General features: G+C 67.5%; 12 protein-coding genes. 7 read left to right on the top strand and 5 right to left on the bottom strand.

Translation table 11 applies throughout. The features are described 5' to 3' along the window. The 3 genes from F7R19_RS28425 to F7R19_RS28415 form a co-directional block, all read left to right on the top strand. Positions 1-1,689, top strand: a 1,689-nt coding sequence (locus F7R19_RS28425) for a transglutaminase family protein (RefSeq protein ID WP_211922804.1), incomplete at its 5' end; no start/stop codon positions are given. Between the two features lie 39 nt (positions 1,690-1,728). Further along, complete coding sequence (locus tag F7R19_RS28420) at positions 1,729-4,374, top strand: circularly permuted type 2 ATP-grasp protein (RefSeq protein ID WP_150982876.1); 2,646 nt, start codon at positions 1,729-1,731, stop codon at positions 4,372-4,374. Beyond that, positions 4,371-5,345: a transglutaminase family protein gene (locus tag F7R19_RS28415; protein ID WP_150982875.1), complete on the top strand. Its 975-nt coding sequence runs from the start codon at positions 4,371-4,373 to the stop codon at positions 5,343-5,345. Before F7R19_RS28420 ends, F7R19_RS28415 begins: the two co-directional genes overlap by 4 nt. 49 nt (positions 5,346-5,394) lie before the next feature. Here F7R19_RS28415 and gatB read toward each other — a convergent pair whose 3' ends face one another. The 5 genes from gatB to gatC all read right to left on the bottom strand — a co-directional run bounded on the left by gatB (position 5,395) and on the right by gatC (position 10,422). Then, positions 5,395-6,849, bottom strand: a complete 1,455-nt coding sequence (gatB, locus tag F7R19_RS28410) for an Asp-tRNA(Asn)/Glu-tRNA(Gln) amidotransferase subunit GatB (RefSeq protein WP_150982874.1) — start codon at positions 6,847-6,849, stop codon at positions 5,395-5,397. Positions 6,850-6,922: 73 nt separating this feature from the next. Beyond that, positions 6,923-7,912 carry a dienelactone hydrolase family protein gene (locus F7R19_RS28405; RefSeq protein WP_407648867.1) on the bottom strand — a complete coding sequence of 330 codons (990 nt, stop codon included), beginning with the start codon at positions 7,910-7,912 and terminating at the stop codon, positions 6,923-6,925. Positions 7,913-8,070: 158 nt separating this feature from the next. Next, positions 8,071-8,541: a hypothetical protein gene (locus tag F7R19_RS28400; RefSeq protein ID WP_061959990.1), complete on the bottom strand. Its 471-nt coding sequence runs from the start codon at positions 8,539-8,541 to the stop codon at positions 8,071-8,073. A gap of 29 nt (positions 8,542-8,570) precedes the next feature. Then, on the bottom strand, positions 8,571-10,070 hold the full coding sequence (gene gatA / locus F7R19_RS28395; RefSeq protein WP_061959986.1) for an Asp-tRNA(Asn)/Glu-tRNA(Gln) amidotransferase subunit GatA: 1,500 nt from the start codon (positions 10,068-10,070) through the stop codon (positions 8,571-8,573). A 52-nt stretch (positions 10,071-10,122) separates the two neighbouring features. Continuing rightward, complete coding sequence (gatC, locus tag F7R19_RS28390) at positions 10,123-10,422, bottom strand: Asp-tRNA(Asn)/Glu-tRNA(Gln) amidotransferase subunit GatC (RefSeq protein WP_150982873.1); 300 nt, start codon at positions 10,420-10,422, stop codon at positions 10,123-10,125. A gap of 836 nt (positions 10,423-11,258) precedes the next feature. Here gatC and F7R19_RS28385 point away from each other — a divergent pair. The 4 genes from F7R19_RS28385 to mrdA all read left to right on the top strand — a co-directional run. After that, the gene (locus F7R19_RS28385; RefSeq protein WP_008648066.1) at positions 11,259-12,302 is read left to right on the top strand and encodes a rod shape-determining protein; all 1,044 of its coding nucleotides are present in this window, start codon (positions 11,259-11,261) and stop codon (positions 12,300-12,302) included. Positions 12,303-12,441: 139 nt separating this feature from the next. After that, entirely contained in the window at positions 12,442-13,428 is a 987-nt protein-coding gene (gene mreC / locus F7R19_RS28380; RefSeq protein WP_150982872.1) for a rod shape-determining protein MreC, read from the top strand. Beyond that, on the top strand, positions 13,425-13,937 hold the full coding sequence (gene mreD, locus F7R19_RS28375) for a rod shape-determining protein MreD (protein WP_061959984.1): 513 nt from the start codon (positions 13,425-13,427) through the stop codon (positions 13,935-13,937). Before mreC ends, mreD begins: the two co-directional genes overlap by 4 nt. A 43-nt stretch (positions 13,938-13,980) precedes the next feature. Next, positions 13,981-16,138, top strand: a 2,158-nt coding sequence (mrdA, locus tag F7R19_RS28370) for a penicillin-binding protein 2 (RefSeq protein ID WP_150982871.1), incomplete at its 3' end; no start/stop codon positions are given.

The following is a 16,138-nucleotide window of genomic DNA, read 5'->3' as shown; positions in this document are numbered from 1 at the left end:
GCGCGCGCGGCGCCGGAGACCCGCCGCGCCACCCAGGTCCGCGGCGCGGCGCGCAACGTCGCGCCCGCGCAGCCGCCGGCGCGCGGAGAATCGGACCAGCATGCGATCCGCACCGCGCTGTGCGTCGAGGTCCGCCATCCGAGCCGCGTGGCCGCACCGGCCGTCGAGCTGCAGGCCATGGAGGACCGGCGCGGCATCCTGTACGTGTTCATGCCGCCGCTGACCGCCCTGGAGGATTACCTGGCGCTGCTGGCCGAAGTAGAAGCCACGGCCGCCGAACTGGGCGTGAAGATCGTGCTGGAAGGCTACCCGCCGCCGCGCGATCCGCGCCTGAAGCTGTTGCAGGTGACGCCTGACCCCGGCGTGATCGAGGTCAATATCCATCCGGCCAGCGACTGGACGGAACTGGTCGATCACACGGAATTTCTCTATCAGGCTGCGCACGAAACGCACCTGTCGACAGAGAAGTTCATGGTCGACGGCCGCCATACGGGCACCGGCGGCGGCAATCATTTCGTGCTCGGCGGTGCCACGCCGGCGGACAGCCCGTTCCTGCGCCGCCCCGACGTGCTGGCCAGCCTGATCGCGTACTGGCACAACCATCCGTCGCTGTCGTATCTGTTCTCGGGCCTGTTCATCGGCCCCACCAGCCAGGCGCCGCGCGTGGACGAAGCGCGCAACGACCAGGTCTACGAACTCGAAATCGCCTTCGACGAACTGCGCCGCCAGCTCGGCATGTCCGAAATGGTGGGCAACGGTTATGTGCCGCCGTGGCTGATCGACCGGATTTTGCGCAATCTGCTGGTTGACGTGACGGGCAACACGCATCGCTCCGAATTCTGCATCGACAAGCTGTACTCGCCCGATGGCCCGACCGGCCGGCTGGGTCTGCTGGAACTGCGCGCGTTCGAGATGCCGCCGCACGCGCGCATGAGCCTTGTGCAGCAGTTGCTGCTGCGCGCGCTGATGGTGCGCTTCTGGCGCACGCCGTACACGGCGCCGCTGACGCGCTGGGGCACGGCGCTGCACGATCGCTTCATGCTGGGCACTTTCGTGCAGATGGATTTCGACGACGTGCTGGCGGAAATGCGCGCCGCCGGCTTTGTGTTCGAATCGAACTGGTTTGCGCCGCACTTTGAATTCCGCTTCCCGCGCGTGGGCGAGGTCGACGTGGCCGGGCTGTCGCTGACGCTGCGCACGGCACTGGAACCGTGGCACGTGATGGGTGAGGAAGGTGCGCCCGGCGGCACCGTGCGCTATGTCGATTCGTCGGTCGAACGCATCGAGGTCACCGTGCTGGGGATGAACGACAGCCGCCACGTGGTCACCGTCAACGGTCAGACGCTGCCGCTGCAGCCGACCGGGCGCGCCGGGGAATTCGTGGCCGGCGTGCGCTATCGCGCATGGGCGCCACCGTCATCGCTGCATCCGACCATTCCGTCGCACGCGCCGCTGACCTTCGACGTGGTGGATACGTGGATGGATCGCAGCCTGGGCGGGTGTCAGTATCATGTTTCGCACCCGGGCGGCCGTAATTACCAGACATTCCCGGTCAATGCCTACGAGGCGGAAAGCCGGCGTCTGGCGCGCTTTTTTGCGATCGGCCATACGCCGGGGCGCGCGGTGGCGCCGCCCGCGCGGCGCAGTCTTGAGTTTCCGTTCACACTGGATCTGCGCGACGTGCGCTAGCTGTAGCGTTTGGCGTCATGCTTCTGGAGATTGTCAGTCTTGCCTTCGCAGTCGTCGCTGCCCTTCGATGGAACGGATGCTCCTGTGGCCATGGCCGCCGGGCTGGCGTTGCCCGTGCCACCAGGGCATCGCGACGAACTGCGCGAGCCTGACGGCGCGCTGCGCGAAACCTGGGCGCGCTTTTTCTCGGTGGTGGGCGACCTGCGTCCCGAGGCGCTCGACACCCATGCCGCAGCGGTGGCGCGCCAGATCCGCGACAACGGCGTCACGTACAACGTCTACGCCGACCAGGGCGGTGGCGCGCGCGCGTGGCAGCTGGAGCTGCTGCCGTTCCTGATTCCGGAGGCGGACTGGGCCGTCATCGAGGCCGGCGTGATCCAGCGCGCCACGCTGGCCAACGCGATCATGGCCGACATCTACGGGCCGCAGACGCTGCTTGAAAAAGGCCTGCTGCCGCCCGGGCTGGTCTACGGGCATCCGGGCTATATGCGCCCGCTCAAGGGCTATCTGCCGCCGGGCGGAAGTTTCCTGCAGACCATCGCGGTCGATCTGGTGCATACCGACGACGGCTGGACCGTGATTGCGCATCGCACCGAGACGCCGTCGGGCATGGGCTACGCGCTAGAGAACCGGTTGATCATCTCGGGCCAGTTCGCCGAAGCGTTCCGCGAACTGCGCGTGCGACGCCTGCCGCCCGCGTTCGCGCAGCTGATCTCTACGCTCGCCCATGTGCCGTTGTCGACCTCGGCGCAGGCCGGCGACGACAGCGGCCGGGCGGCGCCCGGCGTGGGACGCCAGATCGTGCTGCTGTCGCCCGGGCCGTTCAACGAGACGTACTTCGAGCACACGTTCCTGGCGCGCTACCTTGGCATCACGCTGGTCGAGGGCAAGGACCTGACCGTGCGCAACGACGTGGTGTACCTGAAGACGTTCGGCGGGCTCGAACGCGTGGACGTGATTCTGCGCCGACTCGACGACGTGTTCTGCGATCCGCTCGAACTGCGCAGCGATTCCACCATTGGCGTACCGGGCCTGCTCGAGGCGATGCGCGCGTGCAATGTAATGGTGTCCAACGTGCCCGGGTCCGGCTTTCTCGAATCGCCGGCGATTCACGGCTTCATGCCCGGCATGGCGCGCGCGCTGTTGGGCGAGCCGCTGCGATTGCCGTCGGTGATGAGCTGGTGGTGCGGCGAGGCCGCCGCGCAGGACCAGGCGCTGCGCGTCATGGATCACGCCTTCGTGATGCCGACCTACCCGCGGGCGCCCGGCGATGCGCCGCTCGGCATGGAGCAGGGTTTGCAGGCGCTGGACGACTGGCGCGCGCGCATCGCCGAGGCGCCGGACCGCTACACGTTGCAGGCGCCGTTGCCGCTGTCGCACATGCCGTGCTGGGAGCCGGGCGCAAACGGCGGCGGCCGGATCGGATCGCGCGCGGCGATGCTGCGCGTCTATGCCGTGGCCGATGGCAATGGCGGCTGGCAGGTCATGCCGGGCGGCTTCTTGCGGCTGGCGCCTCCCAGCCTGGAAGCGGTGTCGATGCAGTTGGGCGGCACCAGCGCCGACACCTGGGTGTTGTCGAGCCAGCCCGCGCACGGCCTGATGCCGCTGGCGCGCGCGGCGCGCGGCAGCGTGCCGGGGCTCGGCGCCAATGCCGTGACGCGCCCGCTGGCGGTGTCGAGCCGCGCTGCGGAAAACCTGTTCTGGGCCGGGCGCTATGCCGAGCGCGCCGAAAACGTGGTGCGTCTATGCCGACAGATCCTCGGGTCGATCGAATCGAACGACGAAACCGACGATGGCACGCTGAACATGATCGGCCAGCTTGCGCAGTGGTTTGGATTGGTGCCGCCGCAGACGCCGTCGCCCCAGGCATCGCTGCGCGTTTTCGAGCGCAGCCTGGTGTCGGCGCTGGCCGATGTCAATGCGGCGTCGGGGCTGATTCCGACGCTGGCGGCCCACGCGCGCGCCGCCAATGAAATCCGCAATCGTCTTTCCAACGATCACTGGCGCACGATCCTGGCCGCGCGCAATGATTTCCAGGACGCGATGGCCAAGGCCGCATGTCCCGCCGGTGGCGCCGCGCACGGCGAGCGCGCGTATGACCGGTCGCTGGTGCTCGATGCGCTGGAGCACCTGTCGATGCAGCTTGGCGCGATCAGCGGCGCGCAAGGCGACCGCATGACGCGCGACGAGGCATGGCGGCTGGTCTTTATCGGCCGTCATATCGAGCGATTGGGCACTCTCGCGCTGTTCCTGGAAGTGGCCGAGCGCAGCGGCGCGCTGGAATCGCGCAGCGGCTTCGATCTGCTGCTGCATCTGTTCGACAGCACGCTGACCTATCGCTCGTTGTTTCCGGGGCGCACTGATGTGCCCGCGCTGGTGGACCTGCTGGTGCTGGAGCCGACCAATCCGCGCGGCCTCTATGGCGTGCTGGACCGCCTGCGCGACAAGCTGGCGCAATTGCCGGCCGGCACACACGCCCAGGCCCGGGTGCCGCTGGCGGAATTGCTGCCGCCCGTCAGTGCGCTGCCGTCGCGCACGCTGCTGTGCCAGCGCGACCAGGATCGCTTCATGAAGCTGTCTGCGCTGTGCGATCAGCTCGGCGCGCGCATGGCCCGGCTGTCCGAGGAAATCGGCGGACGCTATTTCAGCCATGCGGGCGTGGCGCCGGAGACCGATCTGCCATGATCCAAGCGGTTGCGCCCGGGACGCCCACTACGCTCGACGTGCATCACGTCACGACCTATCGCTATGCGTGGCCCGTGGAACATGCGCAGCAGCGCGCCGTGGTGATGCCGCCCGCGTACCCGTGGCAGACCGTGGGCGCGCACCGTGCCGACATCGATCCCGTGCCATCGCACCAGCATCTGCGGGTCGACGCATTCGGCAACAACGTCCTGCATTTCATGCTCGACGTGCCGCACGAGTCGATGCGGCTCGCCACCACCAGCACGGTAACGCTGACGCCGCGCTGGCGCACTTTCGACGCCGCACGCGGCATGGCGTGGGAAGACGCCGCGCAGATGCTGCGCTATCGCGCCGGGCAGCCATTTCACGCCGAAGCCGAATTTGTCTACGCCTCGCCCAATGTGGCCTTGCACGCGGATCTGCGCGATTACGCCCGGCGCAGTTTCGCGCCGGGCGTCACCGTGGCGCAGGGGGCGATCGACCTGATGCATCGCATCCACGCCGATTTCACGTATCACGGCGAAGCCACCGAAGTGCACACGCCCGCGCTGGAAGCCTTCGCGCTGCGCAGCGGCGTGTGCCAGGATTTCGCGCAAGTGATGATCGGCTGCCTGCGTTCGATCGGGCTGGCGGCGCGCTATGTCAGCGGCTATCTATGCACCGATCCGCCGCCCGGAGAACCGCGCCTGCTGGGCGCCGACGCGTCGCACGCATGGGCCGGTGTGTGGTGCCCCGTGAACGGCTGGATCGATCTGGATCCGACCAACGACGTGCTGGCGGACACGCGCCACGTCACGCTGGCCATCGCGCGCGACTACAGCGATGTGCCGCTGCTGCATGGCGTGATCGTCGGCGGCGGCGAACACACGGTCGAAGTGGAGGTCAGCGTGGTGCCCTGGCAGGCCAGCGGGCCAGCGCTGCCCGCCCGCGCCGTGGCGCAGGCGGGCGGGGCACGCGAAGACCAGGCATAAAAAAGGCCACGCATGCGCGTGGCCGATGTCGTGCCGAGCTGGCCGGAAATCAGCCCAGTTTTTTCTTCAGCAGTTCGTTCACCTGGGCCGGGTTGGCCTTGCCCTTGGTGGCCTTCATCGCCTGGCCGACCAGCGCGTTGAACGCCTTTTCCTTGCCCGCGCGGAATTCTTCCACCGACTTGGCGTTGGCGGCCAGCACGTCGTCGATGATCTTTTCCAGCTCGCCCGTATCGGACATCTGCTTCAGACCCTTGGCCGCGATGATGGCGTCGGCGTCGCCGTCCGATTCGCCCGCCCACATCGCGGGGAACACGTCCTTCTTGGCGGTGTTGTTCGACACCGTGCCGTCGGCAATGCGCGCCAGCAGCTTCGCGAGTTGCGCCGGGCGCACCGGCGCATCCTCGATCGAGATGCCGTCGCGATTCAGTTGCGACGCCACGTCGCCCATCAGCCAGTTGGCGGCCGGCTTGGCGCTGGCCGCGCCCACTTCGCTGACCACGGCTTCGAAATAAGTGGCCAGCGCCTTGGTCGCGGTGATCGTGCTGGCGTCATAGGCCGACAGCCCGTACTGCGAGACGAAGCGCGCCTGCATCGCGGCGGGCAGCTCGGGCAGTGCGCTTTTCACGCGGGCGATCCACGCGGCGTCGATCTCCAGCGGCATCAGGTCCGGATCGGGGAAATAGCGGTAGTCGTGCGCGTCTTCCTTGGTGCGCATCGCGCGCGTCTCGCCGGTGTCCGGGTTGAACAGCACCGTCGCCTGCACGATATCGCGACCGTCCTCGATCTCGGCGATCTGCCACTGCACTTCGTAGTCGATGGCCTGCTGCAGGAAGCGGAACGAATTCAGGTTCTTGATTTCGCGGCGCGTGCCGAATTTCTCCTGGCCGACGGGCCGCACCGACACGTTGGCGTCGCAGCGGAAGCTACCTTCCTGCATGTTGCCGTCGCAGATGCCCAGCCACACCACCAGCGAATGCAACGCCTTGGCATAGGCCACGGCTTCGGCCGAACTGCGCATTTCGGGCTCGGTCACGATTTCGAGCAGCGGCGTGCCGGCGCGGTTCAGGTCGATGCCGGTCATCCCGGCGAAATCCTCATGCAGCGATTTGCCGGCGTCTTCCTCCAAATGTGCGCGCGTGAGGTTGACGGTCTTTTCGTAGACGCCCTGCTTGCCTTCGACCTGCACCGTGATCTTGCCGCCCTGCACGACCGGGATTTCGTACTGGCTGATCTGATAGCCCTTGGGCAGGTCGGGGTAGAAGTAATTCTTGCGCGCAAAGATGCTGCGCGGCGCGATCTTGGCGTCGATCGCCAGGCCGAACTGGATGGCGCGCTCCACGGCGCCGCGGTTCAGCACCGGCAGCGTGCCCGGCAGCGCCAGGTCCACGGGCGACGCCTGAGTGTTGGGCGCGGCGCCGAACGCGGTGGACGAGCCGGAAAAAATCTTGGATGCCGTGGAGAGCTGTACGTGCGTCTCCAGGCCAATCACCACTTCCCATTGCATGGCGGTATTCCTGTTTGAGTCTTTCTGTATCGGTGTTCGATGTTCGGTATTCGTCGAGTCCGTTCCTGCGTTGTCAGGGATCCGGACTCGCCAGCCATGAGTCGAGCCGCGCCAGTGCGGCCACGCGGGCCACCGCATCGCCGCCCACCGTCACGCCGGCACCGGGACGCGCGGCGATATCGCGCCGTACGTGCAGTTCGCTGGTGCCGTCGAAGCCGTGGTACGCGCCCGGATAGATCTCCAGGCGAAAACGGGCGTCCGGCTGGCGCGATTGCACGGCATTCTGCAGCATCGCGCAGCGTGTGGCGGGCGTCCAGTCGTCGGCGCCGCCGATCATCAGCAGCAATGGCGTGCGCAGCCGGAAATCGTGCTGCTGCAGCGCCCGCTTGCAGCCGGGATAGAACGCGACGGCGCGCTCCACCGTCGGCGTGCCCGCCGGCCACGCGCGGCTGGTGTCGATCGTGGCCAGCACGGCCTGCGCGCCGTTGGACCAGCCGAGCAGCACGATGCGGCGCGCATCCACGCCCGGCTGTCTGGACACCCAGCGCAGCGCGGCCAGCGCGTCGGCGCGGCGCGTCTTGTCGTCGATGGCGCGCGCATCGAGAGATTCGTTGCAGATGCCTTGCGCCTTGCCACGCGGGCTGAAGCTGTCGAGCATCAGCACCGCATAGCCGCGTTCGGTCAGCCAGTGCGCGTAGTCGCGGTAGCGGCTTTGCAGCGCAGCGGCGGGATCGATCACTTCCTCGATCGTGCCGGCGCGCCGGGCCGCCACGCGCATGTCGACCAGCCCGCCGCAACCATGCAACGCCACCACCACGGGCAGCGGCTGGGTGCGCGGCACGGAGGTCTCGCGCGGCGTGAACCAGTACGCGGTGAGCGCCGGCGTGCCGACATCGGCGGGCAGACGCACGCGCGTGACCGCCGGCTCGGCCGCGCCCGCGGGCAGTTGCGAGGACGCTGCCGCCGGGTTTGCCGTCGAGTTGGCCGCGGACGCTGGCCCCGGGGTTGCCGTCGATGCGCCGGCGGGCGCCGTCAGCGGCGACGCGGGGACGATCGGCGTCATCGACACCGCGGGCCGCGCCGCTGCCGCCGCCAGCAATGCCATGCCGATCGCCAGCGTGGCGCCGATGCCGCGCAGCCAGCGTCCCGCCGCGGTCGGAACCGTCGGCGGGCGCGGATGCGAAGGCAGGGGCGGCCGGGTCATGATCGTCGCGCGCGTCTTCAGCGGGTCCGTGCGCAGTCGCCGGTGCCCGGCTCGAACATTACGGGCCACGCTTCTTCGTAGATGCCCGGCGTGCAGTGCGCCTGGCAGCTGGCATGCGCCAGCGTGATGCGGCGCGGATCCTGCCACACCATCAGCTTGCAGGCGCTGCCGTCGTTGGCGCGCAGTTCGATATGCGGCGTCTTGCGGACCTGGCGGAAATCGGCCAGGTTGAAGCTGCACGAGCCGCGCTTGCCCACCCACAACTTCCATTGCAACTGCTGCACGCTGTTGTCCACGACACGCAGTTGCGCGTCCTCGCGGAAGCCGTCGTCCTCGGTGCGCCGGCAGTCGCCGACGATGTCGATGTCGCGCGCGGCGATCGGGGTGGAGCGGCCGACAAACGGAATCTGGCAGCCGGCCAGCGTGACGGCCAGCGCCAGGGCGGCGGCGAGCCGCAGCGGGATGCGGGGCAGGGCGTGCATGCGCATGATGGATCGATCAAGCTCTGGTTGGCGCATCAGGCCGGCCGGCGCAGATGCCAGTCGGTGGCCTGCTGGAATGCGTGCGCCACCTGCAGCAGGCGCGCCTCGTCGAAGTAGTTGCCGATGATCTGCAAGCCCACCGGCATGTTGCCCTCGCCAAAGCCGGCCGGCACGCTCATGCCGGGCAGTCCGGCCAGGCTGGTGGACAGCGTAAAGATGTCGGCCAGGTACATCTGCACCGGATCGGCGGTCTTCTCGCCCAGCTTCCATGCCACGCTCGGCGCCACCGGGCCCATGATTACGTCGCACTGGCCGAAGGCGCGCTGGAAATCGTCGGCGATGATGCGGCGGATCTTCTGCGCCTGCAGGTAGTAGGCATCGTAGTAGCCGTGCGACAGCACATAGGTGCCCACCATGATGCGGCGCTTGACCTCGGTGCCGAAACCTTCGGCGCGGCTCTTCTTGTACATGTCGAGCAGATCGCGGTACTCGGCGGCGCGATGGCCGTAGCGCACGCCGTCGAAGCGCGACAGGTTCGACGAGGCCTCGGCCGGCGCGATGATGTAGTACACCGGGATCGACAGCTCGGTCTTCGGCAGCGTGACGTCGACCAGCGTGGCGCCAAGCTTTTCGTACTCGGCCAGCGCGGCGCGCACGGTCTTTTCCACGTCGGCGGACAGGCCCGCGCCGAAATATTCGCGTGGCAGGCCGATGCGCAGCCCCGCCAGCGGTTGCGCCGCGCTGGCGCCGGCGCGCGGCTGGCCCAGCAGGCGCGTGAAGTCTTCGTCCACGCCGCCCTGTTCGGGAGCCAGGCTGGTGGAATCCTTGGGATCGAAGCCGGCCATGGCGTTGAGCAGCATGGCGCAGTCCTCAGCGGTGCGGGCCATCGGGCCGCCCTGGTCCAGCGACGACGCGAACGCGATCATGCCGTAGCGCGACACGCGGCCGTAGGTCGGCTTGATGCCGGTAATGCCCGAGAACGACGCCGGCTGGCGGATCGATCCGCCGGTGTCGGTGCCGGTGGCGGCGGGCGCCAGGCCGGCGGCCACGGCGGCGGCCGACCCGCCCGACGACCCGCCCGGCACGCGCTGCGTATCCCACGGATTGCGCACCACGCCCTGGTACGAGTTCTCGTTGGACGACCCCATCGCGAATTCGTCCATGTTGGTCTTGCCAAGCGTCACCATGCCGGCGGCGCCAAGGCGTTCCACCACGGTGGCGTCGAACGGGCTTTCGTAGTTGGCCAGCATCTTCGAGCCGGCGGTGGACTTCCAGCCGCGCGTCACGAAGACGTCCTTGTGGGCGATCGGCACGCCGGTCAGCGGCGTGGCCTGGCCGTTGGCGCGGCGCTCGTCCGCGCTGCGCGCCTGCGCCAGCGTCAGGTCGGCGTTGACGTCGACATAGGCGTTCAGGTCGCGCGCGGCGTCGATGCGCGCCAGGTAGTCGCGCGCCAGTTCTTCGGCGGATACGGCGCGCGCGGCCAGGGCGTCGGCGATCTGGCGCAGGGAAATCACGGAATCAGTGGAAAAGGTCATGTCGGTTCAGATGGCGTCTGGGAGGGGACAACGGCGGCGCGCGGGCCGGTTGTCACTCGATGACCTTCGGCACCAGATACAGGCCGTTCTCGGTGGCCGGCGCCGGGCGCTGGTAATCGGCGCGGCGGTCGGTCTCAGTGGCGGCGTCGTTGCGCAGGCGCTGGGCGATGTCGCGCACGGCGGACAGCGGATGCGCCAGCGGCTCGATGCCGGTGGTGTCCACCGCCTGCATCTGCTCCACGAGCGAGAAGAAATTGTTCAGCTGCACAAGCGTCTGCGCGGCCTCGGCATCGCTGGTTTCGATGCGGGCCAGATGCGCGATGCGCTTGACGTCGGAAAGTTCGAGAGCCATGGCGTGGTGCGGCGCGTCGGCGCCGGGTTCAGTCCTGCGGACTGGAGGAGTTTCGGCCGGTGGCGAAAAGGGCGGTGGCGCGATGCCGGCGTCCACCCTGTTCGCGTTCTGGCGGCCGTCGGAGTGCCGGGAAGGGCGTCATGCGCCGGGCAGCATGGCGCAATGGCCAAGGCGTGCCGGACGGGTGCGCCCGGGGGACACCCCAGGATCGTCGAAGTTACAAGTTTTTCCGGGGCCAAACGCCCCGAAACAGCCGGAATTATAAGGTATCATTACACGTTGCAGTCTTCCCGCAACGCACGCTCCACTTGGGCTGCGGCGGGGCGGTCGGGCGGTGATGCCATCGGCACTGCCGCCGGGTCGGGCGGTCGGTTTTGCCGGTCGCCGGGGCGCCGCGATGTGCCTCATCGGGCGGCATGGTGGCGCGGTTCGTCGCGGGCAAGCAACACTACGCGGCCGGCTCAAAACCATGACTGCGGATTAGCGGTCGGTTTTCATCGCATTTTCAGTCGTAGCAAACTGGTTCCTCCGATTAGGCTACTGCGATCGTCAGGCGTTTTTTGTCCTGTCCGGCGCATTTGGCGGCGAACTTTCGCGCAGAGTTTAATCAAAGGTTCCCGTAGGTCCGGCGTGCAGGCATGCGCCGGATGCGGATCGCCGCTGGCACACCGGGGCTTGCCGTGCCAGTGAAGGCGGCGCGCGCCAGTTGAGCGGCACGCGACCGCACGCACCGGGGGAACCGTGAACCATCACCCTTGCAAACGCATACGTGGCTGGGCCGAACAAGGCGCCGGCCGCTTCGCATACTCGCGAACCAACAGAAGACAGGATTCCTGATGTTCGGATTTCTCCGCAGCTATTTCTCCAACGACCTGGCCATCGACCTTGGCACCGCCAACACGCTGATCTACATGCGCGACAAGGGCATCGTCCTGGACGAACCCTCGGTCGTGGCCATCCGCCAGGAAGGTGGTCCCAACGCCAAGAAGACGATCACCGCCGTGGGCAAGGAAGCCAAGCAGATGCTGGGCAAGGTGCCGGGCAACATCGAGGCGATCCGCCCCATGAAGGACGGCGTGATCGCCGACTTCACGGTGACCGAGCAAATGCTCAAGCAGTTCATCAAGATGGTGCACGACTCGAAGCTGCTGCGTCCGAGCCCGCGCATCATCATCTGCGTGCCGTGCGGCTCCACCCAGGTGGAACGCCGCGCCATCCGCGAATCGGCGCTGGGCGCCGGTGCCAGCCAGGTCTACCTGATCGAGGAGCCGATGTCGGCCGCGATCGGCGCCGGCCTGCCCGTGTCGGAGCCGTCGGGTTCGATGGTGGTCGATATTGGCGGCGGCACCACCGAGGTGGGCATCATCTCGCTGGGCGGCATGGTCTACAAGGGTTCGGTGCGCGTGGGCGGCGACAAGTTCGACGAGGCCATCGTCAACTACATCCGCCGCAACTACGGCATGCTGATCGGCGAACAGACCGCCGAGGCCATCAAGAAGGAAATCGGCTCGGCCTTCCCAGGCTCCGAAGTGCGCGAAATGGAAGTCAAGGGCCGCAACCTGTCGGAAGGCATTCCGCGCGCCTTCACCGTGTCGTCCAACGAAATCCTCGAAGCGCTGACCGATCCGCTCAACCAGATCGTGTCGGCCGTGAAGATCGCGCTGGAACAGACCCCGCCGGAACTGGGCGCCGACATCGCCGAGCGCGGCATGATGCTGACCGGCGGCGGCGCGCTGCTGCGCGACCTGGATCGCCTGCTGGCCGAGGAAACCGGCCTGCCGGTGCTGGTTGCCGAAGATCCGCTGACCTGCGTGGTGCGCGGCTCCGGCATGGCGCTGGAGCGCATGGACAAGCTCGGCAGCATCTTCTCCTACGAGTAAGACGAGGCGGGACGTGGTGACCCGCTGCGTCGCCCCGGCCCCGCTCACATTGATTTCTTCCCCCGCCAGCCCGACCCGGCATGTTCCAGACCGAGCATGCGGGCGCGCTGGCGGGTTGGTTTCGCCTGTGCAACGGTAAATGGATTACTCTCCACCGCCGCTCTTCAAGCAAGGGACGTCCGCTGTCGCACGCCTGGTCATCTTTGTGACGATCGCGCTCGCACTGCTGATCGTCGACGCCCGCTTTGACGCCATGCGCATTGCGCGCCAGGTGGCCGCCACGGTGCTGATGCCGGTCGAGCGCCTGGTGCTGGTGCCGCGCGACGCGCTGCGCGGCGTGTTCGACTACGCCCAGTCGTCGGTCACGCTGGCCACTGAAAATCGCGAGCTGCGCCAGAAGGCCGTGGCGCAGGCCAACGCCGCAGTGCGCCAGGCCCAGCTCGAAGCCGAGAACAACCAGTTACGCAAGCTGCTGCACCTGACGCAGCAATCGGCCACGCCGGTGACGGCCGCCGAGATTCTCTACGACGCGCGCGATCCGTACAGCCAGCGCATCGTCATCGACCAGGGCAGCACGCACGACCTGCGCGCCGGCTATCCGGTGATCGACGAGCGCGGCGTGATCGGGCAGATCACGCGCGTGTCGCCGTTCCAGTCCGAAGTCACGCTGCTGACCGACAAGGACCAGGCCATCCCCGTGCAGGTAGTGCGCAACGGCCTGCGCAGCGTCGCCTTTGGCGGCGCGCGCGCCGGCCTGCTGGACCTGCGCTTCATGGCGGCCTCGGCCGACCTGCAGGTGGGCGACCTACTGGTGACCTCCGGTCTGGACGGCACGTATCCGCCCGGTCTGCCGGTGGCGAAGATCGTCCAGATCGAGCGCAAGGCCGATACCGCGTTCTCGCGCGTGTATTGCGAACCTGTGGCGGGTGTGCGCTCGCATCGGCAATTGCTGGTGGTTCGTTACGAATCGGGGCTTGCGCCGCGTCCGGCGGAAGACGCCGCCACCCCGACGCGAGCGGAACGCGGCGCGCGTTCGGCCGCGGCGCGCGCCGGCGCCGAGCAAAAAGCCGCAGACAAGGCCGCCGACAAGGCAGCAGACAAGAAATCCGCGGAGTCCGCACAGTGACCACTTCCCAATATCTGCTGCGCCCGGTCAATCCCGTCTTTATCGCGCTGACTTTCGTGCTGGCGTTCCTGTTCAACCTGATGCCATGGGGCACCACGCTGTGGATTCCCGATATGGTCGCGCTGGTGCTGGTGTTCTGGAACATCCATCAGCCGCGCAAGGTGGGCATGGGCGTGGCCTTCCTGCTGGGCCTGCTGATGGACGTGCACGATGCGCGGCTGCTCGGCGAACACGCGCTGGCGTACACCCTGCTGGCCTATTTCGCGATCACGATCCATCGCCGCGTGCTGTGGTTCTCGGTCTATACGCAGGCGCTGCATGTGATGCCGCTGCTGTTTATCGCCCATGCCGTGCCGGTGGTGATCCGCCTGGCAATGGGTGCGCCGCTGCCGGGCTGGCCGCTGCTGCTGGCGCCGGTGATCGAAGCGGTGCTCTGGCCGATGGCCACCGCGCTGCTGCTGGCGCCGCAACGCCGCTCGAACGACGTCGACGAAACGCGTCCGATCTAGCCCTTCATCCCACCTAACGCCCCCGCCGCCCGCAGTACCGCCCATGACCGAAATCCGCAACGTCGAACTGGAAATCGGCCGCTTCCGCATCCGCGTGGCGGCGGCTGCCCTGTTCACGGTCATCTGCTTTGGCCTGCTGTTCACCCGCTTCCTGTGGCTGCAGTGGTACAAGCACGACCAGTACTCGGCCAAGGCCGAGGACAACCGCATCTCCGTGGCGCCGATCGAGCCGAATCGCGGCATCATCATGGACCGCAACGGCGTGGTGCTGGCCCGCAACTATTCCGCGTACACGCTGGAAGTCACGCCGTCCAAGCTGACCGACACGCTCGACAACACGATCGAGGAACTGTCCAAGCTGGTCGACATCCAGCCGCGCGACCGCCGCCGCTTCAAGCGCCTGCTCGAAGAATCGCGCAGCTTCGAAAGCCTGCCGATCCGCAGCCAGCTCACCGACGAGGAAGTGGCCAAGTTCTCGGCGCAGCGCTTCCGCTTTCCCGGCGTCGATGTGCGCGCGCGGCTGTTCCGCCAGTATCCGCTGGGCGAATCGGCCAGCCACGTGGTCGGCTACCTGGGGCGGATTTCCCAGCGCGACCAGGAACGCATCGACGCGATCGACGAAGCCAACGATGCCGACGCATCGACGTACGATCCGCGCAAGGACGCCGACAACTACAAGGGCACCAACTACATCGGCAAGATCGGCCTGGAGCAGAGCTACGAAACCGAGCTGCATGGCCTGACCGGCTTCGAGGAAGTCGAGGTCAGCGCCGGTGGCCGGCCGATCCGCACGCTGTCGACATCGCCTGCCACGCCCGGCAACAACCTGATCCTGTCGCTCGATATCCGGCTGCAGCAATTGGCCGAGCAACTGTTCGGCGATCGGCGGGGCGCGCTGGTGGCGATCGAGCCCGAGACCGGCGACATCCTGGCCTTCGTCTCGAAGCCGACGTTCGATCCGAACCTGTTCGTCGAAGGCATCGATTCGAAGACCTGGGACGAGCTGAACAATTCGCCGGACAAGCCGCTGCTGAACCGGCCGCTGCGGGGCACCTATCCGCCCGGCTCGACGTACAAGCCATTCATGGCGCTGGCCGCGCTGACCACCGGCAAGCGCACCGCAGCGTGGGGCATGCACGATCCGGGCTTTTTCACGCTGGGCAACCACACGTTCCGCGACGACAAGCCGGGCGGGCACGGCTGGGTCGACATGCAGGCGTCCATCGTGCAGTCGTGCGACACCTATTACTACGCGCTGGCGCGCGACATGGGCGTCAATGCGATCCACGATTTCATGAAGCCGCTGGGCTTTGGCCAGATTACCGGCATCGACATCGAGGGCGAAAGCCGCGGCATCCTGCCATCGACGGAATGGAAGCGAAAGGCGTACCGCAAGCCCGAGCAGCAGAAGTGGTACGACGGCGAGACGATCTCGCTGGGCATCGGCCAGGGCTATAACAGCTTCACGATCCTGCAGCTGGCCAACGCGGTGTCGATTCTGGTCAACAACGGCGTGGCGATGAAGCCTCACCTGGTCAAGGCCGTCGAGGATTCGGTCACGCGCAAGCGCTCGCTCACGGTGCCCAAGGAAAGTTACCGGCTACCGTTCAAGCAGGCCGATATCGACGTGATCAAGCGCGCCATGGTGGCGGTGACGCATTCCGGCACGGCGGCGCGCGTGTTTGCCGGCGCGGCCTACGAATCGGCGGGCAAGACCGGCACGGCGCAGACCTACACGCTGGGCAAGAACGAAAAGTACAACCATCACGCGATCGACGAACGCAAGCGCGATCACTCGCTGTACACGGCATTTGCGCCGGCCGATCATCCCAAGATCGCGCTGGCGCTGATCGTCGAGAATGCGGGCTTTGGCGCCGCCGTGGCCGCGCCGATCGCACGCAAGGTGATGGATTACTACCTGACCGGCAAGTGGCCCGAAGAACTGCAGGCGACGGCGCCGCCCGCGGTCGAGCACGATCGCGCCGGCGGCAAGCCGCCCGTGGACCGGCCTAGCGTGTTCGCCACGGGCCTGACCGCCAACGCGGCGTCGGCCACCGTGATGCAGACCGCGCCGGCGACCGTGGCTGAAACCGCCGCGGGCGCCAGCGCCGTGGCCGCGGCGTCGTCTGCGGCGGCGTCGTCGTCAGCGGCGGTGCCGGCCGCGCGCGCCGCATCGGACTCGATCGCGGCACAACTCGATC

This window comes from Cupriavidus pauculus, from assembly GCF_008801835.1.
Taxonomy (GTDB): domain Bacteria; phylum Pseudomonadota; class Gammaproteobacteria; order Burkholderiales; family Burkholderiaceae; genus Cupriavidus; species Cupriavidus pauculus.
This window is presented reverse-complemented; position numbering and strand designations above follow the sequence as displayed.

Bases quoted from the DNA above. Each gene is read 5' to 3' on its own strand.
- mreC (WP_150982872.1), top strand. From the start codon at position 12,442: ATGGATTACTCTCCACCGCCGCTCTTCAAGCAAGGGACGTCCGCTGTC.
- gatA (WP_061959986.1), bottom strand. From the start codon at position 10,070: ATGACCTTTTCCACTGATTCCGTGATTTCCCTGCGCCAGATCGCCGAC.
- F7R19_RS28405 (WP_407648867.1), bottom strand. From the start codon at position 7,912: ATGACGCCGATCGTCCCCGCGTCGCCGCTGACGGCGCCCGCCGGCGCA.
- F7R19_RS28400 (WP_061959990.1), bottom strand. From the start codon at position 8,541: ATGCGCATGCACGCCCTGCCCCGCATCCCGCTGCGGCTCGCCGCCGCC.
- gatC (WP_150982873.1), bottom strand. From the start codon at position 10,422: ATGGCTCTCGAACTTTCCGACGTCAAGCGCATCGCGCATCTGGCCCGC.
- F7R19_RS28415 (WP_150982875.1), top strand. From the start codon at position 4,371: ATGATCCAAGCGGTTGCGCCCGGGACGCCCACTACGCTCGACGTGCAT.
- gatB (WP_150982874.1), bottom strand. From the start codon at position 6,849: ATGCAATGGGAAGTGGTGATTGGCCTGGAGACGCACGTACAGCTCTCC.
- F7R19_RS28385 (WP_008648066.1), top strand. From the start codon at position 11,259: ATGTTCGGATTTCTCCGCAGCTATTTCTCCAACGACCTGGCCATCGAC.